Here is a 24,865-nt window from a genome sequence, read left to right as displayed (position 1 = left end):
GGTCACCGCCAACACCTGGCATTCATCGATTCGCCAACGCCGGCCTCCGGCACGATGTTGTACGTATCCCGTGATCTCCTATCGCGTCATTTCGGGCGCGATCGGGCGGGCGTGGCGTTGTATCGCTTTCACTTCGGCGGCGGGACCTCGGATTGGCGAGAGTCGTCGCGGCCTGATCTTTTCGTTCCGGCCTGCGTGTGCGTCGTGCAGGCGCGCTTCACGGGCATTTCAGCCCATTGGAACGAGTCGGCAATATAACAGTAAAGGGGGTGCCCAGCAATTGGCGCAGGATTGGCCTCACTACGGTAGAATGCCACCTTTCCGCAGATAGCCAGTGGAGTGAGCCGGCATGGCCGATGGCCGCGACGTACAATGGGTGGAAGTGACCGAGGGCCAGGCGGGTCAGCGAGTCGACAATTTTCTGATGACGCGCCTCAAGGGCGCGCCGCGCTCGCTGATCTACCGCATCGTGCGCAAAGGCGAGGTGCGGGTGAACAAGAAGCGCGTCAAGGCTGACTCGCGCCTGGCGACAGGCGATGTGGTGCGTATTCCACCGCTCAAGCTGGCGCCCCGCGAGGCGGTCCGCGAGGTCAGCGACAACCTGCGCAACCTGCTGGCCGGCAGCGTGCTGCTCGAGGGGCGCGACTGGCTGGTGATCAACAAGCCCTCGGGGCTGGCCGTGCACGGTGGCAGCGGGGTCAAGATCGGCCTGATCGAGGCGTTGCGCCAGGTGCGCGAGGATCTGGACTTTCTCGAGCTGGTGCATCGCCTGGATCGCGACACCTCGGGTTGCCTGCTGCTGGCCAAGTCACGGCCGGCGCTGCTGACGCTCAATGCCGCGCTCAAGCGTCACGAGATGACCAAGCGCTATCTGGCGTTGGTGGCCGGGCGCTGGCCGGCACGCCGCGATTTCGTCAGCGCCCGGCTGGATCGCTTCGATGCCGGTAACGGCGAGCGGCGCGTGCGGGTCGATGCCAATGGCAAGGTGGCACGCACGCGCTTTGCCGTGCGCGAGACCTTTGCTGGTGCGACCCTGATGGAAGCGGAGCCGGTCACCGGCCGTACCCACCAGATTCGCGTGCATGCGGCCCATGCCGGGCATCCGCTGCTGGGCGACGACAAGTACGGTTCCCGTGAGGGGCAGCGCCTCGCGGCTCGATGGGAGCTCTCCAGGCTCTTTTTGCATGCTTCCTCGCTGACCTTTCCCGAGCCGACCAGCGGCAAGCCGGTGCAGATTCGCGCACCACTCGGCGCCTCGCTCGATGCCGTTCTCGAACGTGCCCGCCAGGCACGATGACGTGGAGATACCATGCGTTACCGACTGATGATCTTCGACTGGGATGGCACCTTGATGGACTCCGTGGCTCGGATCGTCGCCAGCATGCAGGCCGCCGGCCGGGACATCGGCTGGGGAGAGCTGCCGGACGATCGCGTGCGGGATATCATTGGGCTGGGCTTGCCCGAGGCCATCGCCAAGTTGTGCCCGGGCATCGATGCCGAGCGAGCCGAGGCGCTCAAGCAGCGCTATGCGCATTACTTCGTCGAGGGCGACGCGACGCCGATGCCGTTCTACCCCGGCGTGACCGAGGGGATGGCGCGTCTGAGGGCCGACGATCGCTCGCGCCTGGCCGTGGCCACCGGCAAGAGCCGGCGGGGACTGGACCGCGTCTTTCGCGAGAGCGGCAGCGGCGCCTGGTTCCATGCCAGCCGCACGGCCGATGAAACCCGTTCCAAGCCGCATCCGCAGATGCTCGAGGAACTGCTCGGCGAGCTCGGCGTGGCGGCCGAGGAGGCCGTGATGATCGGCGACACCGAATATGACATGGAAATGGCCCGGGCCCTGGGCATGGACCGCATCGCGGTGACTTACGGGGTTCATGAGCCGGATCGCCTCGCCGCCAGTCGACCGACCTTCACGGCCGGGAGCTTTCCCGAACTGATCGACTGGCTGCACGGTTAAGCACGTTTGCGCAAGCGTCTGGGAGACGAGGTCACGATGAGCGAAAACAGCGACGACTGGACCGAAGGGCCGGAGCTTTCGGCGGAGGAGGCGCAACGACGTCGGCAGGCTCGGAGGCAGGGCGAGCCCGAGCGGGCCGAGGGTGAGGATGCCGAGACGCTGCGCGAGCGCCGCCGTCTTGCCGAGCAGGCCATGCTCGATCGCTGGATCGACGGCGTGCTCGTCGAGCAGCGACGCACGCGGCGCTGGAAATTGTTCTTCCGTTTCGTCTTCGCCTTCCTGATTCTGGCCTCCCTGACGCTGACCTTCTACGGTCTCTTCGCCGCCCAGGGAACGATGGAGGCCGAAGGGCCGCATCTTGGCGTGGTCAAGGTGGAGGGCGTGATCGATCGCGAGTCGCCGGCGAGTGCCTCGCGTGTCATCGAGGGTATCGAGCGCGCCTGGGAAGCGCCGGGGGCCAAGGCGGTGGTGCTGCATATCGACAGCCCGGGCGGCAGTCCGGTGCAGTCGCAGCGGATTTACGACGCCGTGATGCGGCTGCGCGAGAGCGGCGACAAGCCGATCATCGCGGTCGTCGAGGACATCGGTGCCAGTGGCGCCTACTATATCGCCGCGGCGGCGGACGAGATCGTCGCCGCGCCGGCCAGCCTGGTGGGCTCCATCGGGGTGATCCACGCCGGCTTCGGCTTCGAGCAGGCCATCCAGCGGCTGGGCATCGAGCGCCGGGTCTTCACGGCCGGCGAGAACAAGGACTTTCTCGATCCCTTCGCGGATGTCGAGCCCGCCCAGCGACGCTTCTGGCAAGACGTGCTGGCCACCACGCACCAGCAGTTCATCGATGACGTCAAGGCCGGGCGCGGCGATCGTCTGGCCGATGACGAGCGCCTGTTCAGCGGGCTGATCTGGTCCGGCGAGCAGGCGCTGGAGCTCGGGCTGGTAGACCGGCTGGACAGCCTCGACGGTGTGGCCCGGCGTCATCTGGAAGACGTGCGTCTCCAGAATTACACGCCGCGTCTCGACCCCTTCGAGCGGCTGTCTCGGCGTTTCGGGCGTGTCGTGGCGTCGGTGCTGGGGCTGTCGAGCGCCGAGACGCCGGTGCGTTATCAGCTCGCTCCCTGAAGGGAGCGAGAGTTGTAAGCGTTAAGCTGTAAGTTTTAAGAACCCCTTTCCGTTGGCCTGCTTGGTAGTAGCATCCGGCTTACGGCTTACGGCTTACGGCTTACGGCTTACGGCTTACGGCTCGTCAGGGGATCGAGTCCGGCGTCGCGGAGCATCTCGCAGAGGCGGATGAGCGGCAGGCCAATCAGGGTGTTGGGGTCGTCACCTTCGAGGCGTTCGAACAACGTGATGCCAAGGCCTTCCATGCGGAAGCTGCCGGCGCTGTCCAGTGGGCGTTCCCGCTCGACGTAGCGGGCGATCTCGTCGCTCGTCAGACGGCGGAAGACAACGTCGTAGTGTTCGTGGCATACCCGGTGACTGCCGTGGCGGGTATCGATCAGGGCCAGGCCGGTCAGGAAGCGTACGCGGTTTCCGGAGAAAACGGCCAGTTGCTGGCGTGCTGCGGCTTCGTCGGCGGGCTTGCCGAGCGGGCGGCCATCGAATACCGCGACCTGGTCGGAGCCGATGATCAGGTGGTCCGGCCAGTCCGCCGCCAGCCGCTCCGCCTTGGATAGCGACAGGCGGTGCACCAGGGATTGTGGCGACTCGCCATCGCGCGGTGTCTCGTCGATGTCCGGGCTCGCCCAGGCATAGGGAATCTCCAGGCGATCGAGCAGTTGGCGACGAAAGCGTGATCCGGAGGCGAGGACCAGTCGTGACATGGGATCTCCTGGCGAAATGAGACGGGATGGCGAAGCTCTCGCAACACATTGTAACCCGAGACGATGGCGGCTTTGACAGGGGCTGGGGGAGTGCCTATCATTGCGCGCCTATGTTGACCTCACGACTTCCGAGCCGGGTCGAGCCCTACAAGCTCGCCGCTCACGGCGAACACCTCGAGGGCCTTGCTGCACTGGCCGATATGCCTCGGCTTGCCGAGGAAATCGGCGAGCAACTCGGGGATGCTCAGGTATGGCTGACGTTCACCATCGATGCCCAGGGGCGTCGGACGATCGAAGGCCATCTCGAGGCCGAATTGCAGTTGCCGTGCCGACGTTGCCTGTCGCCCATGGCAAGCGAGGTCGAGAGCGACTTCCTGCTGGGGCTGGTGACCAGCGATGCCCTGGCGGCGGATCTGCCGAGCACCCACGAGCCGGTGCTGGTGGAAAACGAACAGCTGAACCTCCTGTCGGTGGTAGAGGATGAACTGATCCTCAGTCTGCCCCAGGTGGTTTACCACGACGAGGCCGATTGCAAGGTCTCGCGCGACCAGCTGAGCAGCGGGGCGGGTACCGTCGGTTCGGACACGCCCTCCAAGAGCCCCTTCGATGTGCTCAAGCATCTCAAGGGCAAACACTGATATTTTATCGATTCACTCTGGAGTGATATCTCATGGCAGTTCAACAGAACCGCAAGACCCGTTCCAAGCGCGGCATGCGTCGCAGCCACGACGCCCTGACCGGCAAGGCGCTGTCCCAGGACAAGGAAACCGGCACCACCCATCTGCGCCACCATGTGGCTCCGGATGGCTACTATCGTGGTCGCAAGGTCGTCGACGTCTGAAGACGGCGATCTTTACGCCATGACGCTTGACCACTGAGATGCGGATTGCCGTTGACGCCATGGGAGGGGACCTGGGGCCCCACGCCGCCGTGGCGGGTGCCGCCAGTGCTGTCATGGCCGACCCCGATCTCGAGATCCGGTTGTTCGGTCCGGCCCGACATCTGGAAGACGAGATCTCTCGGCTGCCGCGGCCTCTCGCCGCGGCGTCGTCGCGTTTATGCGTCGTGGATGCCCCCGGGGTCGTCAGGCAGGACCAGCGCCCCGCTCAGGTGCTGCGCGGCAATGACGACACCAGCATGTCGGGCATGTTGGGGTGCCTGGCGCGGGGCGAGGCCGAGGCCGGCGTCAGTGCCGGCAATACTGGCGCCCTGATGGCACTGGCGCGTCGTGCGCTCGGCATGGTGGGCGGCATGCCTCGACCGGCCATCAGCACCGCGATACCGACACGCCGCGAAGGTCGTTGCTACCTGCTCGACCTGGGGGCCAATGTCGATGCCGAGGCCGAGCGACTCAGGGACTTCGCCCTGATGGGCGACGTCATGGCGCGACGCCTCGACGACCTGGCGCATCCTCGAGTCGGCCTGCTCAACGTCGGTGTCGAGGGCACCAAGGGGACGGCCAGTGTCCAGCGGGCCGATGAGCTGCTCAAGCGCGAGCCGGGATTGCACTACCAGGGATTCGTCGAAGGCGATGCCATCTTTTCCGGCGAGGTCGATGTGGTGGTGTGCGATGGGTTCGTCGGCAATGCTGTGCTCAAGGCCAGCGAGGGCTTGGCGCGCATGCTGGTGCGTCGGGTTCAGGCAACCTTCGAGGCTCACTGGTCCAGTCGGCTGGTAGGGTGGCTGGCACGCCCCGCTCTGGCGCGACTTCGAGGGGAGCTCGATCCGGTGCGCTACAACGGGGCCAGTCTGCTGGGGCTCGATGGCATCGTCATCAAGAGTCACGGTGGAGCCGATGCCGCCGGCTTCCACTATGCTGTGGTGCGCGCGGCACGGGAAGTGGCCCATGACCTGCCGGCCTGCCTGGCTGCAGAACTCGGCCAGCGCCGGTCTGCTGGCGCCTCGGCCGTCGATGACGGTCGAGATGCCAGCGGATCCTGGACGCTTGCCACCGCTGTCACGGATGCGGCGGATGGCGAGACAAGTCAACAAGAGCAAAGGTGATCGACATGACTCAACCCCTTGCCCTCATCTTTCCCGGGCAGGGCTCCCAGCAGATCGGCATGCTGCGCGAGCTGGCGGAACGCTACAGCGTGGTGGGCACCACTTTCGAGGAAGCCTCCGATGCGCTGGGCTATGATCTCTGGCAGGTGGTCCAGGAAGGGCCCGCCGAGGCGCTCAACGCGACAGCCTGCACCCAGCCGGCATTGCTGACCGCCAGTGTGTCGATATGGCGGGTCTGGCAGGAGCTGGAGGGGCCGCGGCCCACCGCCATGGCCGGCCACAGCCTGGGGGAATACAGTGCCATGGTGTGTGCTGGTGCGCTGCCTTTCGCCGAAGGCGTGCGTCTGGTCAAGTTGCGTGGCGAGGCGATGCAGGACGCCGTTCCCATGGGCGAGGGCGCCATGGCGGCCGTGCTCGGTCTCGATGACGATACGGTCGAGGCGGCCTGTGCCCAGGCAGCCGAGGGCGACGTCGTGGCGGCGGTCAACTACAATGCGCCGGGACAAGTGGTCATCGCCGGCAGCAAGGCGGCCGTCGATCGCGCCATCGCGGCCTGTCAGGAGGCGGGTGCCAAGCGTGCCATGCCGCTGCCGGTATCGGTGCCTTCGCATTGCGACCTGATGCGTCCGGCGGCTGACCGGCTGGCCGAGGCAATGGCATCGATCGAGTTGCGTGCACCGCGTTACACCGTGATCCAGAATGTCGATGCCGAGGCACATGCCGATGTCGAGACGCTGCGCACTCGCCTGATCGAGCAGCTCTATCAGCCGGTGCGCTGGACCTCCTGCGTCGAGGCCTTGTCGGGGCTGGGGGCCGAAGTGTTCATCGAGTGCGGTCCCGGCAAGGTGCTGACCGGCCTCAACAAGCGAATTGCCCGGGGTAGCCGAGGCTTGTCCGTCAATGATCCGGACAGCCTCACCACTGCCCTGGAACTGGCCCGCGAAGCGGTGGGCCAGTCGCCGTCGGCCAACGGCTGACTCCCTCTCCCGGACGAGAATGGAAGAGAGCATGACAACCGAGCGTAGAGTCGCCCTGATCACCGGGGCCAGTCGCGGCATCGGCCGCGCCATCGCCTACGAGCTGGGACGCCAGGGACGCATCGTGATCGGTACCGCCACCAGCGATGCCGGCGCCGAGCGTATCAACGCCGATCTCAAGGAACAGGGCATCGAGGGTGCCGGGCGGCGCCTGGATGTCACCGACCAGCAGAGCGTGGATGCCCTGGTCAAGTCCATCGGCGAGGAATTCGGTGCGCCGACCATCCTGGTCAACAATGCCGGCATCACCCGCGACAATCTGCTGATGCGCATGAAGGAAGAGGACTGGGACGCGGTCCTGGATGCCAACCTGAAGTCGGTCTATCGCGTCAGCAAGGCCTGCCTGCGCGGCATGACCCGGGCACGCTTCGGCCGCATCGTCTCCATCAGTTCGGTCGTCGCCACCATGGGTAACCTTGGGCAGGCCAACTATGCGGCGGCCAAGGCCGGCATGGAGGGCTTCACTCGGGCACTGGCGCGCGAAGTGGCAGCCCGCGACATCACGGTCAACGCCGTGGCACCGGGCTTCATCGCCACCGACATGACCGAATCGCTGCCCGAGGCGCAGCAGGAAGCGCTGCTTGGCCAGATTCCGCTTTCGCGGCTTGGCCGGCCGGAAGAAATCGCCGCTGCAGTGGGCTTTCTGACCGGCGAGACGGCAAGCTATATCACTGGCGAAACCCTGCACGTCAATGGCGGCATGAACATGCGTTGATGCCGCGGCATGCGGCGGTTGCGTCGACCCAGAGCGGTCTATAAACTACCCCGCAGCTTATGCTTGCGGATTTGAACCGGCTGGTCATCAGAACGGCTAACGTGAACGACTGGAGTACGTCATAATGAGCACCATCGAAGAGCGCGTGAAGAAGGTTGTGGCCGAGCGCCTGAACGTCAAGGAAGAGGATATCCAGAGCTCATCTTCCTTCACCGAGGATCTCGGTGCCGATTCCCTGGATACCGTCGAGCTGGTGATGGCGCTCGAAGAGGAATTCGATACCGAGATTCCCGACGAGGAAGCCGAGAAGATCACCACCGTTCAGGAAGCCATCGACTACGTTAACGCCCACCAGTAAGGGCGCGGTCGACCCCGCTTGCTGAAAGGTCCGGGAATTGCCCGGAGAGAGCCGTCCTGCCATGCAGGGCGGCTCTTATGCTATGTGGGAGCATGGAAGCGGTACCGGACTCGCGCGTTGCCTTTCCCCGGTTCCCGGGGCATTGCATGGCGTACAGCGAGCGATGAGTCGGGTATAATGCCAACAATGAATGCCCCTGGATGGGCTGCACTATCTTGAGATGTCTGGAGGAAAGCTGATGGCTCGCAGAAGGGTTGTGGTGACCGGGCTGGGCCTGGTTACCCCTGTGGGAAACACCGTCGACGAGAGCTGGCGGAACATCGTGGCCGGCAAGAGCGGTATTGCCCCGATCGAGCACTTCGATGCCAGCGGCTTCAATACGCGTTTCGGTGGCTCAGTGAAGAATTTCGATATCAGCCCCTACCTCAATCCCAAGGATGCCAGGAAGATGGACCTGTTCATCCAGTATGGGGTGGCGGCTGGTGGCCAGGCAATCGAAGATGCCGGCATCGAGTGCACCGAAGACAACGCTCACCGCATCGGCGTGGCCATCGGGTCCGGCATCGGCGGCTTGCCGATGATCGAGCATAACCACAAGGCCTTGCAGAAGGGCGGTGCGCGACGCATTTCTCCGTTCTTCGTGCCGGGCTCGATCATCAACATGATCTCCGGCAACCTGGCGATTCAGCACGGCTTTCGCGGCCCCAACATCGCCATCACCACCGCCTGTACCACCGGCACCCATAACATCGGCTACAGCGCCCGGACCATTGCCTACGGCGATGCCGATGTCATGATCTGCGGCGGTGCCGAGATGGCGACCACGCCTCTGGGGCTGGGCGGCTTCTCCGCGGCGCGGGCGCTTTCCACCCGCAATGACGATCCCGAAGCGGCCAGTCGGCCCTGGGATCGGGATCGTGACGGCTTCGTGCTGTCGGACGGCGCTGGCGTCATGGTGCTGGAAGAGTACGAGCATGCCGTCGCCCGGGGCGCGACCATCTATGCCGAGCTGAGCGGATTCGGCATGAGCGACGACGCCCACCACATGACCGCGCCCCCTGAAGACGGCAGCGGCGCGGCGATGTCGATGAGCAATGCCATCCAGGACGCCGGTATCGCGCCGTCGGCCGTCGATTACATCAATGCCCACGGCACCTCGACCCAGGCCGGCGACCTCGCCGAGAGCCGTGCGGTGGAACAGGTGCTGGGCGAGGCGTCTCGCGAGGTCGCCGTCAGCTCCACCAAGTCGATGATCGGCCATCTGCTCGGTGCGGCCGGTGCCGTCGAGGCGGTATTCAGCGTGCTGGCGATTCGCGACCAGGTGGCGCCGCCGACCATCAACCTGGACAATCTCCAGGAAGGCTGCAACCTGGACTACGTGCCCAATACCGCCCGCGAGATGAAGATCGATGTGAGCCTGTCGAACTCCTTCGGCTTCGGCGGCACCAACGGCACCCTGGTCTTCTCGAAGGTGTGAGCTTGTCATCCGAGGACATCGCGGACGGAGAGGGCGTGCCCTTCGATGACCGTGGTCTGGCCTACGGTGATGGCCTGTTCGAGACCGTTCTGGTCCGGGATGGCGTGGCGACGCTGTGGGAGGCCCACATGGCGCGCCTCGTGCGCGGTGGTGAACGCCTGGGCATCCCGGTGCCGTCGCGCTCGGCCCTGGATGCTCTGCCGGCCCGAGCCGGCGCAGGCCTCTGGGTGCTCAAGCTGACCCTGACTCGTGGCAGCGGCGGGCGCGGCTATCGGCTTCCCGACATGCCCGCGCCACGCCTGCGCTGGCGTGTCACCCCCTTCACTCCGTCCCCTGAACGCTGGTGGCAGGGGATTCGCGTGCGTCATTGCCGATTGGCGTTGGGAATTCAGCCGCGCCTTGCCGGTCTCAAGCATCTCAACCGACTGGAAAATGTCATGGCCCGTGCCGAGTGGCAGGACCCGGAGATTGCCGAGGGGCTGCTGTGCGACAGCGAGGGGCGTCTGGTCGAAGCGACCAGCATGAACCTCTTCTGGCAACGGGCAGGGCGCCTGGAAACGCCCGGTCTGGCTCGCTGCGGCGTGGCCGGCACGCTGCGGGACGCCTTGTGCCGGCGTCTCGGTATCGAGGAAGTGGATGCCGGCCCCGAAACGCTCGAGAGTGCCGAGGCGGTCTGGCTTGGCAATGCCGTGCAAGGACTCTGGCCGGTGCGGCGCCTCGATGACGACCAAGGGCAAAAGCTGGCGGACTGGCGTATCGGCAGGCTGCACCGAGCGCTGCAGGCCGAGGCCCATGCGCTCCTGGGGTATCCGTGCCATGACGACGATGCGGGCGAACGAGACGAGGAAGACGAGGCATGAAACGTGCGCTGAAGTTCCTGCCGCCATTGGTGATCCTGGTCGCGCTGGTCGTCGGTGGGGGATACCGTTACTGGGAGACGCGCCTCGACACACCGCTGTCGATCGAGGCACCGCTCATCTACGAAGTGCCGGAAGGGGCCGGCTATCATCGGGTCATCGCCGAGCTCGACGAGCGCGGCATCCTCGAGGATGCCTGGGCCTTCCGCCTGCTGACGCGTCTCGACCCCGATGCCGTGCCTTCGCTCCGACCGGGGGAATACCGGCTCGAGCCGGGCATGGACGGGCAGGCGCTGCTTGAGCGCCTGCGTCGTCACGAGTTGGTCAGCTATGATCTGACCATCCCGGAAGGCTGGACCTTCGAGCAGATGCGCGCCGCTCTGAATGCGGCGGAAAAGCTCGAACACGAGACGCAGGCGTTGAGCGATGCCGAGGTCATGGCGCGGCTGGGCCGCGAAGGCGAGCATCCCGAAGGGCGCTTTTTCCCCGATACTTATCGTTACCGCAAGGGCGTCAGTGACCTGGATATCCTTCGCCAGGCCATGGTCCGGATGGATGAAGTGCTCGAGGCGACCTGGGCCGAGCGAGCCGAGGACCTGCCCCTGGAGACGCCCTACGAGGCGCTGATCCTGGCCTCGCTGGTGGAGCGCGAGACCGGCGCGCCGGAAGAGCGGGGGCGCATCGCCGGCGTCTTCGTCCGCCGCCTGGAACGGGGCATGCGCCTGCAGACCGACCCTACCGTGATCTATGGCATGGGTGAGCACTACGATGGCAACATCACCCGAGCCGACCTGCGCGAGGCCACGCCCTACAACACCTACGTGATCGAGGGCCTGCCGCCCACGCCGATCGCCCTGCCGGGGCGCGCCTCGCTGGAGGCGGCGGTGAACCCTGCTGAGGGCGAGGCGCTGTATTTCGTGTCCCGGGGCGACGGCACGCATCATTTCTCGCGCACATTGCGCGAGCACAATAACGCCGTCAATCGCTACATTCGCAACCGCTGAGTGCCAGGAGGCGCCACCATGCAACGCCGAGGACGCTTCATCACCCTGGAAGGCGGCGAAGGAGTGGGCAAGTCCACCAACCTCGCACTGGTGGCCGATCATCTCGAGGCGCATGGCCTCGAGGTGGTCCGCACCCGAGAGCCTGGCGGCACCCCGCGGGCGGAGGCCATCCGTGGCTTGTTGCTCGACCCCGCCGGCGACGAGCCTCTCGACGATGATGCCGAGCTGTTGCTGGTGTTCGCGGCCCGCGCCCAGCATCTGGCGCGCGTGGTGCGGCCGGCGCTCGAACGGGGCGCCTGGGTGGTCTGCGATCGCTTCACCGATGCGACCTTCGCCTACCAGGGCGGCGGGCGAGGCATCGACACGGCGCGGATCGCCGAGCTGGAAACTTTCGTCCAGCGCGGCTTGACGCCCGACCTGACCCTTCTGCTGGACATGCCCATGGCAGCGGCCCAGCATCGCCTGGAGGGGCGCCTCGATCGCGATGGAGGTGAGCGGGACCGCTTCGAGCGTGAACGTGTCGAGTTCTTCGAGGCTGTGCGCCAAGCCTATCTGGGACGGGCCGACGAGGCGCCGGAGCGCGTTTACGTGGTGAATGCCGACCAGCCGCTGGACGCCGTGCAGGACGAATTGAAGGCGCTGCTCGACGGTTGCCTGGAGGCGTGGGCATGACGGAAAGCATGCGTCCCTATCCCTGGCTGGCGGAGCGCTGGAAGGAAATCACCCGTCTCGCCGACACCGGACGCCTGCCGCACGCGCTGCTGTTTGCTGGACCGAAGGGCATCGGCAAGCAGTCGCTGGCCGAGGCGTTGATCGCCCGGACCCTGTGTGCCGCACCTGGTGAATTCGCCTGTGGCCAGTGCCACGCCTGCCAGATGCTGGCCGCCGGTTATCATCCGGACCTGATGCGAGTGTCGCCGGAGGAGGGCAAGCGCCAGATTCGCATCGGCCCGGTGCGCGACATCAATGCCTTCGTTGCCCAGACTGCCCAGCAGGGCGGCTATCGGGTGATCGTCATCGCGCCGGCGGAAGCCATGAACGTGGCGGCGTCCAATGCCCTGCTAAAGAGTCTGGAGGAGCCCGGCGGCAGGACCTTGTTCGTGCTGCTGTCCGACATTCCCTCGCACCTGCTGCCGACCATCCGTTCGCGCTGCCAGCAATGGAGTCTGACGGCGGCGGACGAGATGCAAAGCCTGGCCTGGCTGGCCGAGCGGCTCGGCGGTGAGGATGATGCGCGCTTCTGGTGGCGCGCCTCGGGTGGGCTGCCGTTGCGTGCCCTGGAACTGGCCGATCCGCAATCCCGGGCCTTGCGGCAGCAGCTCCATGAAACCTTCGATGCCCTGGTGCGCGGCGCCGAGCCGGTAGCCGAGGCCGCGCGACTGGATCGGCAGTCGATCGATGCCATCCTATGGTACGGTATCGCCTGGCTCGAAGATCTGATTCGCCTCGGGCTGTCCGGTGTCAGCGACGAGTTGCGCAACCCCGACCTGCTGCCGTTGTACCGCCAGGCGGTCAAGAACGCCCGGGTCCGCGACTGGTTCCGGCTGCTGGACTATGCTCGTGAACAACGACGCCTGCTGGCCGAGGGGAGCAACCCCAACCCCCAGTTGGTGCTGGAAGCCTGGCTGGTTCGCTGGGCGGCCTTGTTGAGATCCTGAGCCACGGCACGACACCGGACGGTGTTCCTTTCATTATTCAAACCGGTGAAGCTAGCGCATGTTTGTCGATTCCCACTGTCATCTCGATCGTCTCGACCCGCGTACCCATGACGGTGATGTCGGAGCGGCCCTGGCGGCGGCCCGCGCTCGTGGCGTGCGTCAGTTCCTGGCGATTGCGACCACGCTCGAGGGCATGCCCGGCCTTGCCGCTCTTGCCCGTGAGCACGATGATGTAGCGATTTCTGCCGGTGTGCATCCGCTACACGAGGTGCCCGAAGAGCCGAGCGTCGAAGCGATCATGGAGGCCGCCGACGGTCATGGCGCCGTGGCCATCGGTGAAACCGGGCTCGATTATCACTACGATGGCGTGCCACGCGAGGTGCAGTACGAGCGCTTTCGTCGCCACCTGATCGCGGCTACCCAGTTGGGTCTGCCGGTCATCATCCATACCCGTGAGGCCCGGGAAGATACTCTGGCGCTGATACGCGAGCACGTCGATCCCGACGTGGGCGGTGTGCTGCACTGCTTCACCGAAGACCTGGACATGGCCCGCGAGGCCGTCGGCCAGGGATTTCATATCTCGTTGTCGGGCATCGTCACCTTCCGCAATGCCAGTTCGGTCCGCGAGCTGGCGCGACGCCTGCCCCTTGATCGCCTGCTGATCGAGACCGACAGCCCTTACCTGGCGCCGGTGCCGCATCGCGGCAAGCCCAACGAGCCGGCCTGGGTGGTGGAAGTGGCCGAATGCATCGCTGCCGAGCGAGGGATCAGCGTCGAGGAAGTGGCCATGCAGACTACCGCCAACTTCTATCGGCTGTTCAAGGCGGCCGCGCCCGAAGCCTCGAGCGAAGTGCGTCAGTCACTGGCCAAGGCCGGCCTGGTCTAGCCTTCGTTCATCGGCCTTGCGGGCAAGCCTGCTCGTTGGCGTCTTGCCTGCCCATTGCTGCTGGAAGGAGCGCGCATGCCTCTGGACTCACTGCTGGACGACATCGATGCCTCGGGCGGGATTCCGCCGGTGGATCGCTGGGCGCCCGAGCATGCCGGCGAGATGGATCTGTTGATCGCCGCCGATGGTCGCTGGATTCACGAGGGGGGCGTCATCGCCCGGCCACGCCTGGTGCGTCTGCTCTCCACGATCCTGCGGCGAGAAGGCGATGGCTCGCACTGGCTGGTGACGCCCGTCGAGAAGCAGCGTGTCCAGGTCGAGGACCTGGCCTTCATCGCCGTCGATGCCGAGCGCGACGACCAGGGCGACTGGCATGTCGTCACCAACCTGGGCGACCAAGTGCGGCTCGATGCCACCCATCGCCTGAGCGTCACCGCCACGCCCCGCGGTGAATGGGTCCCCGAAGTGCCGGTGCGCTTCGGTCTGGCCGCGCGGCTCGGGCGTAATCTCTTCTATCGACTGATCGAGCAGGCCGAGGAGCGCACCGACGAGCAGGGTGTGCCCTGGCTGGGGTTGACCAGCGGTGGCGCCTGGCACCCGTTGGGTCGGCTGGACGGCGCGGCGCCATGAGGTTGACGTCGGAACAGCGTGCCGTCATCGCCCATGAAGCGGGTCATGCCCGGGTCGCGGCGGTGGCCGGTGCCGGCAAGACCACCACCATGGTTGCGCGGGTGCTGAAACTGCTCGAGCGCGGTATTGCCCCGTCGCGTCTGCTGGTACTGATGTTCAATCGTTCCGCCCGCGAGGACTTTCAGGCACGGCTGGCGGCCATGGCGCCGGCAGGGCAGCGGTTGCCCGACGTGCGCACCTTTCATTCTCTCGGCCATCGCCTCAGTCAGAGCCTGACCCGCTGGGGTGTGCTGTCACCGCGTCAGTTGCTGACCGCTGACTGGCAACTGGAACGCCTGCTGCGCCAGGCCTCGCTGAATGCCCTGGAAGGAGCGCCAGACGCGCGCGAGACCGCCCTTGACGCCGACAAGCTGGAAGCCCTGGCACACTTCTGCGGATTGGTGAAGGCGGAAATGGCCGACCCCGCCGAGCTGTATGCGCGGCTCGATTTCGGCGACGGTACCGAGCATTTCGTGGGCGCCTTCGAGCAGGCCGAAACCCTGCTCGCCGATCACGGCCTGATGACCTACGCCGATCTGATCTATCGTCCGCTGCTGGCACTGGAAGCCGACGCGACCCTGCGCGCGCGCGTTCAGGGGTTTCTCGATCACGTCATCATCGATGAATATCAGGACATCAACGTCGCCCAGCAGCGCTTGCTGGCCGTCCTGGCGGGCCGCGAGGCGGCGGTGATGGCGGTAGGGGATGCCAACCAATGCATCTACGAATGGCGTGGCGCCCATCCCGACACCATGCTCGAGAACTTCACCGCGACCTTCGGTGCCGCCCATGACTATCCGCTTTCGACGACCTTCCGGCATGGCCATGCCCTAGCGCTGGTGGCCAATCATGCCATCGATGCCAATCGGCGGCGCCCCGACCAGACCTGCCTGGCCGCGCCCGACAATCCGGCGACCCAACTGTCGGTGAACCAGGGCAGCCAGGCGTTGCTGAACGAGCTGGCCGCCTGGCAGCGCCAGGGCCGAGACCTCTCGGAGGCTTGCCTGCTGGTACGCAGCTGGGCCTTGTCGGTCCCGCTGCAATTGGCGCTGCTGCGCGCCGGAGTGCCTTTCCGGCTGGCTCGGGAGGACCGTTTCGTGTTCCGCCTGCCGCTGGTTGAGGCGCTGGCAGGGTATCTGATGCTGGCCCGGGATGCTTCCCTGCTGCAGGACCCTGGCCACTTGCTGACGCTGTTGTCCCAGCCGACGCCTTTCGTGCCTCGCGAGCGCCTGGCGGCGCTGGCGGCGCGTCTGGCCGAGACCCAGCGCTGGCCCGAGCGTCACGACCCCTTGCTGGAGGGCATCAAGCCCCACCAGCGGCGCACCCTCAAGCGCCGCTGGGCGCTGCTGTGCGAGCTGCCCAAGCTCTCGGCGTGGTCGCCCGCTCGCCTGCTGGGGCATGTGATCGAGGCGGTGGAGGCGGAAAAGGTGCTCAAGCGTGCCGCCGCGCGCCGTGACAAGGGGGAGGAGGATGTGCGCCTGCTGGATGTGCTCATCGAGCAGGCCAGCGAGGTGAGCGATCTGGGGGCCTTCACTGAGCTGTTGAGACGCCCGGTGGAGAACCGTGACGATGGCGTTTTGATCAACACCGTGCACGGTGCCAAGGGGTTGGAGTGGCCGCTGGTGGTGCTGGCCGGTGCCAACGAGGAAGATTTTCCGCACTATACCCGGGACAATCCGTTGAATCCCCAGCGGCTCGAGGAAGAGCGACGGCTGTTCTACGTAGCCATTACCCGGGCTCGGGAACGGCTGGTGATGCTGCACGACGGCGGTGATCATCGGCCCAGCCGCTTCCTTGGTGAAACCGCCTGGGAGGATGGCCTGCGCGTAGCGCAGCGCCTGGCGGCTCCGGATGACACGACGCCCCTGGCGGTGACGCGGCCCGACCTGGTACGCCGCTACCTGGCGGCCCTGTCGCCGGATTCGCCGATCGACCTGCCGGTCGAAGCCGCCGAGCGCTCGGGTGTCGCCGAGCGTGGGGCTGACTATCGGGTCGGCCAGCGGCTGAATCACGCAGTGTTCGGCGAAGGAGAGATCAGCGTGGTGGAGGGCGACCCGGCCAACCCGGTAATCGAGGTACGTTTCCTCCAGGCTGGACGGCGGCGACTGATCGCCAGTCGAGCCCCTATCGAACTGCTGGAAGGAGAGCACGCATGAGCGATGTTCTGATCGGTGCCGAGGCACTGCGCCACTGGCTGAGCGAGCCGCAGACCCCTGTGGTGCTGGATTGTCGGGCACGGCTCGGGGAGCCTGAGGCTGGCGCTCGTCTGTGGCGCGAGGGACATGTCCCCACCAGCCGTCATCTCGACCTTGATCGAGACCTGGCCTCGTCGCCCGGTGTGCGAGGCCGTCACCCGCTTCCCGCTCCCGCTGCTTTTGCCGCGACGCTGCGACGGCTGGGTGTCGAACCGGGTCGCCCCGTGGTGGTGTATGACGACACGGGCGGGCAGCTTGCCGCGGCGCGTGCCTGGTGGATGCTGGCTCGGTGGGCGGGGCATCCGGACGTGCGGGTGCTCGATGGCGGGTTGCCGGCCTGGCAGAAGGCAGGCGGTTCGCTGGAGGAGGGCGAAAAAGCGCCGGCCGCCGCGAGCGATTGGGCGCCCGCCTTTGATGACGATACCTGGGTCGAGGCCGACGAGGTCTTCTCCAGCCGGGCGCTGAAGCTCGATGCGCGCTCCCGGGAGCGGTTTCGCGGCGAGCACGAGCCGGTGGATGCGCTGGCGGGGCATATTCCCGGCGCGTTCTGCCGGCCCAGCGCAGACAACCTGGGCGAGAGCGGGTGCTTCAAGTCGCCGACCGCGCTGCGCGAGGCATTGCCGGAAGCGAGTGATGTCATCAGCTACTGTGGCTCCGGGGTCACCGCCTGCCACAATATTCTGGCCCACGCCGTGGCCGGCTTGCCGCTGCCCAAGCTCTATGTCGGCTCCTGGAGCGAGTGGATTCGCGATCCGGCGAGACCCATCGCCACGGGTGACTAGGCAGCCCATCTGAGCACCTAGAAGTTGTAGTTGATGAATCCACCCACGTAGGACTGGGTCGCATCACCGATCTCGTCGACGATGGGGCTATCCTTGGCGTCGCCGGTCAGGCGTGACACGCCGACCATGCCTGTGATGGACCATGTCCGCGTGAGATAATAACTGGCGCTGGCATTGGCACCGATGCGGAAATAGCCTTCGTTCGGTGAGTACGCCTCCAGCCCAGAGCGCCGACTCTCCTGCGCGGAAATGCCGAACATGTCCTCGGTCCAAGCATCGCTCCCATAGGCAATGTTCGGGCCTAGCGAAACGGAGAGCCGTTGGGTCAAGCGCGAGCGCCAATGGGCCTTGGCGCTGGCATGGTAGCCATCCACGTCCCCGCTCAGCGGCGTTTCCACGGCCGCGCTGTACTGCCAATGTCCCTCGGTGTATTCGGCTCGCAATCCCGCCGTGACGCCTCCGTCGACCTCATCCAGGCGGTGCAGATCGTCGTCGTTGTCGCGTCCGAAGGTGTAACCGAGAAACGGCGATACCCGCCAGCCATTCCGATGAATGACATTCCAGCCCACGCCATCGCGTGGGTTGATATATATGCTATCGCCATAGGTCAGGTTGACCGATGGCCATATGGACGTCTCGTAGTCGTCGCTTCCCAGATAATCGGGAGCGTAAATCGCCCCCGCGCCCAGACTTCCTTGCCAGCCGCTGTCCTGTGCCTGGCTGGGTATTGCCACCGCCAGCATCGGTAGCATCACGGCCAGCGCCGCGTATCGATATCCTGCCTGCATGCCGCCCGACTCCCTGGATTCATTGCATGACCACCGGTTGGCCGCCCGCCATTTTGCAGGCACACCCCCGACCCTTTACATACAGTATCGTAGGTATCCTTGCCGCGCCAGCCGGTTTACTGGTCGTCCACTGTGACCACCTGGCTGTCGTTGAAAACGTGCATGGCCCCCAATTCGAAGGCCTCGAAACCGTCGTGAAGCGTAGAGCGTGACATCCGCTGCAACCGTCATCCCCTAAGACAGAATGTCCCAATATCGGAACAAGCTGATTTATGACACTGTAGAGCTAGGCGGAGTCGAGCAAGGAGAGTTGCTTCACGGCATCCTGGCCTTCGGGGCTATGATCGTCGGCCTCCAGAACCTTGTGGAAGCCTCGCGAGGCCTGGATGGTCGCCTCGTCGTCGAGCCACATCATCGCCTGGGCATGGTCGTCGGCAAGCTGGTGCTTCAAGCCGCCGAACTGGGTGCCGATCTGCCCCCAGGCACGACTGAATATCCAGTCGCCGAACATGTCCTGGTGGACATGTATCAGTACATAGTCATGGTCGGTTTCCCAGCGGACGATCACGGTGGCTCCGGTGTTGGTAGCGTGGTGGCGGCGCTGGCGGCACCGCTCGTGTAACATGCTCGATATTGTAAGGCCTTGTGCCCGGGGCTCAAAGCCGACGGGCCGGCGCGGGAGGATACCATCATGCGGATCATCGTCGATGCCAACGTTCCCGAAGCCCAGCGCTGTTTCGGTGCGCTGGGCCAGGTGGTCAGCGTGCCCGGACGCGAGATCAATGCCGCGACGGTACGCGATGCCGATGCCCTGGTGGTGCGTTCGGTCACTCGGGTCGATGAGGATCTGGTGAGGGATTCTCGGCTACGCTTCGTCGGTACCTGCACCATCGGCACCGATCATGTCGATACGCGGGCATTGTCCAGGCACGGAATCGGGTTCGCCAGCGCCCCGGGGTGCAATGCCGAGGCCGTGGTCGATTACGTACTGGCGAGTCTGGCGACCCTGGCCGAGCGAGAGGATTTTCGGCTCACCGAGCGTCGCATCGGTGTCATCGGTGTCGGCAATGTCGGGGGACGACTGCTGGCGCGGCTGCAGGCACTGGGCATCGACTGCCTGGCCTGTGATCCGCCGCGTGCCGAGAGGGAAGGTCGCACGGACTTTGCCGACCTGGACACCCTGGTGGATCGCTGCGACGTGCTCTGCCTGCATACGCCGCTGGTGCAGGAGGGGGCGCATGCCACGCGTCACTTGCTCGATGCCTGCCGGATCGCCGAATTGACGCCCGGCACGCTGGTGCTCAACGCCGGCCGGGGCGACTGCGTGGATGGCCAGGCTCTGCGCGGCCGGTTGTCGGGGCGGGGAGACATCGCGGCGATACTGGATGTCTGGGAGAACGAACCCGGCATCGACGCGGCCCTGCGCGACCAAGCCGAGCTCGCCACGCCGCACGTGGCCGGTTACAGCCTGGATGGCAAGCTGCGTGGCACACATCAGATATATCGTGCCTTGGCGCGCCATGTCGGGCTTCCTGCCCGGATGGGCGAGGCGGAGCTGATGCCGGCGCCGCCCGTGCCACGTCTGGTGCTGGATGCCGGGCTCGAGATCGAGGAAGCGCTACGCGTGTGCATGCGTGCCGTCTACGATCCGCGTCGTGACCACGATGCGCTCCGGCAGCGAGCCCGGCATCTGGGGCTGGAGGAAGGTTTCGATGCTTGTCGGGCGAACTACCCGCTGCGTCGTGAGTTCTCGACTCTCGAGGTGGTCCTCGAAGCGGCTGCTTCCCACCTCGCCGAGCCGCTGTCGGCGGCGGGGTTCAGGGTCACAACGTGAAGCGCCAAGCATGAAACCGGAAGGAAAAGAGGGAAGGCATCCCTGGCGCCCCAGGTCCATGCCTTCCCTCCTCAAAGGCGCTCGGCGCCGTTTCTATTCCTGCCAGCGGCGCGTCTTTACTGCCGATAGGCGGCTTCCTTCAGGGCGCGGATGCGCTCGTCCAGCGGTGGGTGGCTGGCGAAGAGTTTTTCCATCAGGCGGCGTGACTGGCCGGTGGTGATGGCAAAGGCGGTCAGGGTGTCCGGCATCTGGTCCGGCATCTGGGTCTCGGCCTTGAGGCGTGCCAGGGCGTTGATCATGGCACCGCTGCCGGCCAGGCTGGCACCTGCGGCATCGGCGCGATATTCGCGGAAGCGCGAGAACCAGGCGACGATGGCCGAGGCGATCAGGCCGAAGACGATCTCGGCGACGATGACCACCGCGAAGTAGCCGAAGAAGCCCAGCCCGCCGTTGTCGTCCTTGCGCAGGAAGCTGTCGACCAGTTGCGCGACGACGCGCGCGAAGAACATCACGAAGGTATTGAGCACGCCCTGGATCAACGCCAGGGTGACCATGTCGCCGTTGGCCACGTGACCGATCTCGTGAGCCAGCACGGCACGAATCTCTTCGGGCTTCATGCGGTTGAGCAGGCCGGCGGAAACGGCCACGAGGGCGTCGTCCTTCTTCCAGCCGGTCGCGAAGGCGTTGGACTGCTGGGCCGGGAAGATACCGACCTCCGGGGTCTTGATGCCGGCGTCGCGCGCGAGTTCGGCCACGGTATCGAGCAGCCACTTCTCGGTGGCGTTGGAGGGCGTCTCGATGACCACGGTGCCGGTGGAGCGCTTGGCCATCCACTTGGAGATGAACAGCGAGACCATCGACCCTGCCATGCCGAAGATGAAGCAGAAGATCAGCAGCCCGGTCATGTTCATGCCGTTCTCGGAGAGATAGGCGTCCACGCCGAGTAGTCGCAGGGTGATGCTGGCGACCAGGATGACGGCCAGGTTGGTGCCCAGAAAGAGCAGGATTCTCATCATTGCCGGATATCTCCCGTCGAGATTGTCGCGCCCGGCCGGGAATCGGCGGACGCGGCGATGGTAAAGCCTTGCATTAGATACGGGCTTTCGCCAAGGGTTTCAAGCCTGGCGTCAAGCGTAGGTCCAACTATTGGCGATAACGTGACAGGAAGCGCGCGAAGCGCTCCAGGGCATCGTCGAGCTGGTCGACCCAGGGCAGGGTGACGATGCGCACATGATCGGGTTCGGGCCAGTTGAAGGCGCTGCCCTGGACGAGCAGGATCTTCTCCTGGAGCAGCAGGTCGAGCACCATCTGTTGGTCGTCCTGGATGTTGAAGACCTTGGGGTCCAGGCGCGGGAAGGCGTAGAGCGCGCCCTTGGGTTTGGTGCAGCTGACCCCGGGAATGGCATTGAGCTTGTCAAAGGTGATGTCGCGCTGGGCGAGCAGCCGGCCGCCAGGCAGGATCAGGTCGTTGATCGACTGATAGCCGCCCAGGGCGGTCTGGATGGCATGCTGGGCCGGGACGTTGGCACACAGACGCATCGAGGCAAGCATGGTCAGCCCCTGGATGAAGTCGCCGGCACGCTTCTTGGCCAGCGTGCCCGAGAGCGTCATCCAGCCGCTGCGAAAACCGGCGCAGCGGTAGCTCTTGGAGAGCCCGTTCATGGTCACCACCAGCTGGTCCTCGGAGGCCAGGGCACCGGTGGCGACATGCTCGACCCCATCGTAGAGGATCTTGTCGTAGATCTCGTCGGAGAACACCACCAGGTCGTGTTCCCGGGCGATGTCGAGCAGCTCGCTGACGACCTCCGGGGGATAGACGGCTCCGGTAGGGTTGTTGGGATTGATGATGACGATGGCTCGGGTATGGCTCGTCACCTTGGCGCGGATATCGTCCATGTCCGGCGCCCAGTCGGACTGCTCGTCGCACAGGTAGTGCACGGCGCGGCCGCCGGAGAGGTTGGCTGCCGCCGTCCACAGCGGATAGTCGGGAGCCGGGATCAGCAGCTCGTCGCCATCGTTGAGCAGCGCCTGCAGCGCCATCACGATCAACTCGGAGACGCCGTTGCCAATGTAGATATCCTCGATGCCGACGCCGGGGATCTCCTTGCGCTGGCACTCCTGCATGATCGCCTTGCGTGCCGAGTAGAGCCCCTTGGAGTCGCAATACCCCTGGGCGGTGGGCAGGTTGCGCATCACGTCCTGAAGGATTTCTTCGGGCGCTTCGAAGCCGAATGGCGCCGGGTTGCCGATGTTCAGCTTGAGGACTCGCTGGCCTTCGTCCTCCAGACGCTTGGCATGTTCGAGCACCGGGCCGCGGATGTCGTAGCAGACGCTGTCGAGCTTGTGCGATTTATTGAGCGGGGCAGTATCCATGTCGTGCTTCCAGGGGTGTCCAGGTATGGCCGGAATGTCGGGCTCTTGAGGGCGAGGCTTGCCGCTTATTCGGCGCTCGCGTCCGGGTCGGCGTCTTCTACTTCTTCGGGTGCCGGAATGTCGGCGGGTGTCTCCAGGGTCAGGCGCCCCAGCTTGCCGTCGCGAAGCTCGTGCAGCAGCACTTCGGCCCCACGATGAAGATCCACTTCGCCGCCGGCACGCAGTCCGCCGCGCTTGCCGGCGATGGCCGCCAGGATGGCGTGACCGTCGAAGCCGGCCTGTGCCAGCAGGTCGGGGCCGGGGGCACCATCGGCCTCGATGCGTTCGGCCTCGGGATTCGGCCGGTAGACCGGCAGCTCCTTGAGCTTGAAGCGACTCGAGAGGGCATTGGGGTAGCGTCTGGCGAGCTCTGCCGCCGTGACGATCGCGACATCCACGTAGTCGATGGCAGTGTCGCGGATCGCGCCGCTGGCGGCCAGTCGGTAGGCGCTGGCCTGATCTTCGATCTTCGGCCACAGCACGCCCGGGGTGTCGATGAGGGCGACCTGGCCGGCGATGCGGACCTTCTGCTGGCGCTTGGTGACGGCCGGTTCGTTGCCGGTCTTGGCGATGGTACGCCCGGCCAGGCCATTGATCAGTGTCGACTTGCCGACGTTGGGAATGCCCATGACCATGACGCGCACGTCGCGGTCGGCCCGGACCTGACCGGCCAGTTCATGGCACAGCTTGGGAACGCGCTTGAGCTCCCGGGCCTGGGTGGTGGTTACGGCCAGCGCGCGAACCTCGGGCTGGGCATCGAAGTGGTTCGTCCATTCGCGGGTGCGCTCGGGGTCGGCGAGATCGGCCCGGGAGAGGACCTTGAGCACCGGCTTGTGGCGGGTCAGGCTCGCCAGCATGGGATTGGCGCTGGAGTAGGGCAGGCGGGCGTCGAGCACTTCGATCACGACGTCGATTTCCGGCAGCGCCTCGAGAATCTGGCGGCGCGCCTTGTTCATGTGTCCCGGGTACCAGCCGAGCATCGGCCCCTCCTGCTTGCCTTGTAGCGGTGAAAACGCGAAAACGGCCGACCATCATAGCAGATGACCGGCCGTCGCAGGGGCCGCCTTCATTCGCCGGAGTGGAAGCTCAGGGCCACTGAGTTGATGCAGAAACGCTGCCCGGTGGTCTCCGGTGGGCCATCGGGAAAGACGTGGCCGAGATGGGCGTTGCAGCGTGCACAGGTTACCTCGATGCGTTGCATGCCGTGGCTGTTGTCGGGCTGCTCCTCCACACACTCCGAGGAGAGTGGCCGGTCGAAGCTTGGCCAGCCGCAGCCGGCCTCGAACTTGTGCTCATTCTCGAACAGGGGAGCGTGACAACACACACAGTGGTAGATGCCATGTTCCTCGGTGACCTGGTAGTCACCCGTGAAAGGACGTTCGGTGCCCTTTTCGCGAGTGACGTGGTATTGCTCCGGGGTGAGCTGCTCGCGCCACTCGGCGTCGCTCTTCTCGATTTTCTTGCGCATGGGCGGTCTCCTCGTCGTGCCTGCCTGTCTATTGTGACATTCAAGTCGGTCTTTTTTTCCAGTCAGCATCGCCAACGTTGGGTTGATAATCAACGGGATGGGTGTCGGGGTTGACTCTTTTCGAGGCGCTGAGTAATATACGCGCCACCTCGACGAGGCGAGCGACACGTCCCATTCGTCTAGTGGTCTAGGACACCGCCCTTTCACGGCGGTAACAGGGGTTCGAACCCCCTATGGGACGCCACTCGACTCATCAAGGTACCGGAGTGCGGGAATAGCTCAGTGGTAGAGCATCGCCTTGCCAAGGCGAGGGTCGCGAGTTCGAATCTCGTTTCCCGCTCCAGGTTTTCGACATGGAAACCGATGCGTCCCATTCGTCTAGTGGTCCAGGACACCGCCCTTTCACGGCGGTAACAGGGGTTCGAACCCCCTATGGGACGCCACCTTCCGGTGCTCGACAGTGCGAAGCGCGGGAATAGCTCAGTGGTAGAGCATCGCCTTGCCAAGGCGAGGGTCGCGAGTTCGAATCTCGTTTCCCGCTCCAGGTTTTCGACATGAAAGCCGATGCGTCCCATTCGTCTAGTGGTCCAGGACACCGCCCTTTCACGGCGGTAACAGGGGTTCGAACCCCCTATGGGACGCCACCTCGCAATGCCGACACACCACAATATGCGGGAATAGCTCAGTGGTAGAGCATCGCCTTGCCAAGGCGAGGGTCGCGAGTTCGAATCTCGTTTCCCGCTCCATTATTTCGTTGCCCCAGTTTCAGTGAATCAAGCAAGCGGTGCCAGGGCTCGAGACGCGATCTGGTAGGCTGGTTCGATCGAATCGTTCCTGCTGCGGCGTTCACGTTTTCTTCTTCGGTATCCCATCGTCAAGCCTGACGCGTCATCGTCGTCATCCGCATTCCGCCGCGGTGCGACCTGTTGCATGCAACCGGT

26 protein-coding genes and 6 tRNA genes are annotated in these 24,865 nt (G+C 65.3%); 25 read left to right on the top strand and 7 right to left on the bottom strand.

Annotation, left to right across the window (positions count from 1 at the left end):
• Positions 1-349: 349 nt before the first annotated feature.
• Genes HSDC_RS04725 through sppA form a run of 3 tightly spaced genes read left to right on the top strand, consistent with a single transcriptional unit; the run spans position 350 to position 3,079 of the window.
• Positions 350-1,297 (top strand): RluA family pseudouridine synthase, encoded by a 948-nt coding sequence (locus HSDC_RS04725; RefSeq protein ID WP_064698786.1) that lies wholly within the window; start codon positions 350-352, stop codon positions 1,295-1,297.
• Positions 1,298-1,309: 12 nt separating this feature from the next.
• On the top strand, positions 1,310-1,960 hold the full coding sequence (locus HSDC_RS04720; protein ID WP_064698785.1) for an HAD family hydrolase: 651 nt from the start codon (positions 1,310-1,312) through the stop codon (positions 1,958-1,960).
• 36 nt (positions 1,961-1,996) lie between these two features.
• On the top strand, positions 1,997-3,079 hold the full coding sequence (sppA, locus tag HSDC_RS04715) for a signal peptide peptidase SppA (protein WP_064698784.1): 1,083 nt from the start codon (positions 1,997-1,999) through the stop codon (positions 3,077-3,079).
• Positions 3,080-3,186: 107 nt separating this feature from the next.
• Here the strand turns inward: sppA and HSDC_RS04710 are convergent, their stop codons facing one another.
• Complete coding sequence (locus HSDC_RS04710) at positions 3,187-3,780, bottom strand: Maf family protein (RefSeq protein WP_064698783.1); 594 nt, start codon at positions 3,778-3,780, stop codon at positions 3,187-3,189.
• Between the two features lie 110 nt (positions 3,781-3,890).
• Here HSDC_RS04710 and HSDC_RS04705 point away from each other — a divergent pair, with 110 nt between their 5' ends.
• The 15 genes from HSDC_RS04705 to HSDC_RS04635 all read left to right on the top strand — a co-directional run bounded on the left by HSDC_RS04705 (position 3,891) and on the right by HSDC_RS04635 (position 17,422).
• The gene (locus HSDC_RS04705; RefSeq protein ID WP_064698782.1) at positions 3,891-4,418 is read left to right on the top strand and encodes a YceD family protein; all 528 of its coding nucleotides are present in this window, start codon (positions 3,891-3,893) and stop codon (positions 4,416-4,418) included.
• A 32-nt stretch (positions 4,419-4,450) separates the two neighbouring features.
• Positions 4,451-4,621: a 50S ribosomal protein L32 gene (rpmF, locus tag HSDC_RS04700; RefSeq protein WP_064698781.1), complete on the top strand. Its 171-nt coding sequence runs from the start codon at positions 4,451-4,453 to the stop codon at positions 4,619-4,621.
• Positions 4,622-4,659: 38 nt separating this feature from the next.
• On the top strand, positions 4,660-5,784 hold the full coding sequence (plsX, locus tag HSDC_RS04695; protein WP_064698780.1) for a phosphate acyltransferase PlsX: 1,125 nt from the start codon (positions 4,660-4,662) through the stop codon (positions 5,782-5,784).
• A 5-nt stretch (positions 5,785-5,789) separates the two neighbouring features.
• On the top strand, positions 5,790-6,761 hold the full coding sequence (gene fabD / locus HSDC_RS04690) for an ACP S-malonyltransferase (protein WP_064698881.1): 972 nt from the start codon (positions 5,790-5,792) through the stop codon (positions 6,759-6,761).
• A 31-nt stretch (positions 6,762-6,792) separates the two neighbouring features.
• Entirely contained in the window at positions 6,793-7,536 is a 744-nt protein-coding gene (gene fabG, locus HSDC_RS04685; protein WP_064698779.1) for a 3-oxoacyl-ACP reductase FabG, read from the top strand.
• A gap of 124 nt (positions 7,537-7,660) precedes the next feature.
• Positions 7,661-7,894, top strand: a complete 234-nt coding sequence (gene acpP / locus HSDC_RS04680) for an acyl carrier protein (protein WP_013331755.1) — start codon at positions 7,661-7,663, stop codon at positions 7,892-7,894.
• 238 nt (positions 7,895-8,132) lie between these two features.
• Positions 8,133-9,371: a beta-ketoacyl-ACP synthase II gene (gene fabF / locus HSDC_RS04675; protein WP_064698778.1), complete on the top strand. Its 1,239-nt coding sequence runs from the start codon at positions 8,133-8,135 to the stop codon at positions 9,369-9,371.
• Positions 9,372-9,373: 2 nt separating this feature from the next.
• Positions 9,374-10,231 carry an aminodeoxychorismate lyase gene (gene pabC, locus HSDC_RS04670; protein WP_244534485.1) on the top strand — a complete coding sequence of 286 codons (858 nt, stop codon included), beginning with the start codon at positions 9,374-9,376 and terminating at the stop codon, positions 10,229-10,231.
• Complete coding sequence (mltG, locus tag HSDC_RS04665) at positions 10,228-11,232, top strand: endolytic transglycosylase MltG (protein ID WP_064698777.1); 1,005 nt, start codon at positions 10,228-10,230, stop codon at positions 11,230-11,232. The genes pabC and mltG overlap by 4 nt, the downstream gene beginning before the upstream one ends.
• Before the next feature lie 18 nt (positions 11,233-11,250).
• Complete coding sequence (tmk, locus tag HSDC_RS04660) at positions 11,251-11,904, top strand: dTMP kinase (RefSeq protein WP_064698776.1); 654 nt, start codon at positions 11,251-11,253, stop codon at positions 11,902-11,904.
• A complete protein-coding gene (locus HSDC_RS04655) occupies positions 11,901-12,890 on the top strand; it encodes a DNA polymerase III subunit delta' (RefSeq protein ID WP_170825717.1) in 990 nt (329 codons plus the stop codon). The genes tmk and HSDC_RS04655 overlap by 4 nt, the downstream gene beginning before the upstream one ends.
• A 58-nt stretch (positions 12,891-12,948) precedes the next feature.
• The gene (locus HSDC_RS04650; protein ID WP_064698775.1) at positions 12,949-13,776 is read left to right on the top strand and encodes a TatD family hydrolase; all 828 of its coding nucleotides are present in this window, start codon (positions 12,949-12,951) and stop codon (positions 13,774-13,776) included.
• A 75-nt stretch (positions 13,777-13,851) separates the two neighbouring features.
• On the top strand, positions 13,852-14,406 hold the full coding sequence (locus HSDC_RS04645) for a DUF1285 domain-containing protein (protein ID WP_064698774.1): 555 nt from the start codon (positions 13,852-13,854) through the stop codon (positions 14,404-14,406).
• Positions 14,403-16,601, top strand: coding sequence for an ATP-dependent helicase (locus HSDC_RS04640; protein ID WP_064698773.1), 2,199 nt, complete (start codon positions 14,403-14,405; stop codon positions 16,599-16,601). Before HSDC_RS04645 ends, HSDC_RS04640 begins: the two co-directional genes overlap by 4 nt.
• Positions 16,598-17,422: a sulfurtransferase gene (locus HSDC_RS04635; RefSeq protein ID WP_064698772.1), complete on the top strand. Its 825-nt coding sequence runs from the start codon at positions 16,598-16,600 to the stop codon at positions 17,420-17,422. Before HSDC_RS04640 ends, HSDC_RS04635 begins: the two co-directional genes overlap by 4 nt.
• Before the next feature lie 17 nt (positions 17,423-17,439).
• Here HSDC_RS04635 and HSDC_RS04630 read toward each other — a convergent pair whose 3' ends face one another.
• Together HSDC_RS04630 and HSDC_RS04625 are read right to left on the bottom strand one after the other, a co-directional pair.
• Positions 17,440-18,210 carry a MipA/OmpV family protein gene (locus tag HSDC_RS04630; protein WP_064698771.1) on the bottom strand — a complete coding sequence of 257 codons (771 nt, stop codon included), beginning with the start codon at positions 18,208-18,210 and terminating at the stop codon, positions 17,440-17,442.
• Positions 18,211-18,496: 286 nt separating this feature from the next.
• Positions 18,497-18,778 carry a hypothetical protein gene (locus HSDC_RS04625; protein WP_064698770.1) on the bottom strand — a complete coding sequence of 94 codons (282 nt, stop codon included), beginning with the start codon at positions 18,776-18,778 and terminating at the stop codon, positions 18,497-18,499.
• A 123-nt stretch (positions 18,779-18,901) separates the two neighbouring features.
• Here HSDC_RS04625 and pdxB point away from each other — a divergent pair, with 123 nt between their 5' ends.
• A complete protein-coding gene (pdxB, locus tag HSDC_RS04620) occupies positions 18,902-20,044 on the top strand; it encodes a 4-phosphoerythronate dehydrogenase PdxB (RefSeq protein WP_064698769.1) in 1,143 nt (380 codons plus the stop codon).
• Positions 20,045-20,160: 116 nt separating this feature from the next.
• On the opposite strand, the gene htpX is transcribed toward pdxB, so the two are convergent.
• The 4 genes from htpX to msrB form a co-directional block, all read right to left on the bottom strand.
• Positions 20,161-21,060, bottom strand: a complete 900-nt coding sequence (gene htpX / locus HSDC_RS04615) for a protease HtpX (protein ID WP_064698768.1) — start codon at positions 21,058-21,060, stop codon at positions 20,161-20,163.
• 127 nt (positions 21,061-21,187) lie between these two features.
• On the bottom strand, positions 21,188-22,417 hold the full coding sequence (locus HSDC_RS04610) for a pyridoxal phosphate-dependent aminotransferase (protein WP_064698767.1): 1,230 nt from the start codon (positions 22,415-22,417) through the stop codon (positions 21,188-21,190).
• A gap of 65 nt (positions 22,418-22,482) precedes the next feature.
• Positions 22,483-23,436 carry a ribosome biogenesis GTPase YlqF gene (ylqF, locus tag HSDC_RS04605; protein ID WP_064698766.1) on the bottom strand — a complete coding sequence of 318 codons (954 nt, stop codon included), beginning with the start codon at positions 23,434-23,436 and terminating at the stop codon, positions 22,483-22,485.
• A gap of 86 nt (positions 23,437-23,522) precedes the next feature.
• Complete coding sequence (gene msrB / locus HSDC_RS04600) at positions 23,523-23,924, bottom strand: peptide-methionine (R)-S-oxide reductase MsrB (protein WP_064698765.1); 402 nt, start codon at positions 23,922-23,924, stop codon at positions 23,523-23,525.
• A 168-nt stretch (positions 23,925-24,092) separates the two neighbouring features.
• On the opposite strand from msrB, the gene HSDC_RS04595 reads away from it, so the two are divergent.
• The 6 genes from HSDC_RS04595 to HSDC_RS04570 all read left to right on the top strand — a co-directional run bounded on the left by HSDC_RS04595 (position 24,093) and on the right by HSDC_RS04570 (position 24,670).
• A tRNA-Glu gene (locus HSDC_RS04595) sits at positions 24,093-24,168 on the top strand.
• Between the two features lie 24 nt (positions 24,169-24,192).
• A tRNA-Gly gene (locus HSDC_RS04590) sits at positions 24,193-24,267 on the top strand.
• Between the two features lie 24 nt (positions 24,268-24,291).
• A tRNA-Glu gene (locus tag HSDC_RS04585) sits at positions 24,292-24,367 on the top strand.
• Positions 24,368-24,393: 26 nt separating this feature from the next.
• Positions 24,394-24,468: transfer RNA gene (locus HSDC_RS04580), tRNA-Gly, on the top strand.
• Positions 24,469-24,492: 24 nt separating this feature from the next.
• Positions 24,493-24,568, top strand: a tRNA-Glu gene (locus tag HSDC_RS04575).
• Positions 24,569-24,595: 27 nt separating this feature from the next.
• A tRNA-Gly gene (locus HSDC_RS04570) sits at positions 24,596-24,670 on the top strand.
• Positions 24,671-24,865 lie beyond the last annotated feature (195 nt).

This window comes from Halomonas caseinilytica, assembly GCF_001662285.1.
GTDB classification, from domain to species: Bacteria; Pseudomonadota; Gammaproteobacteria; order Pseudomonadales; family Halomonadaceae; genus Halomonas; species Halomonas caseinilytica.
The sequence above is the reverse complement of the archived record's forward strand: the minus strand, read 5'-3'. Positions and strand labels throughout refer to the sequence as shown.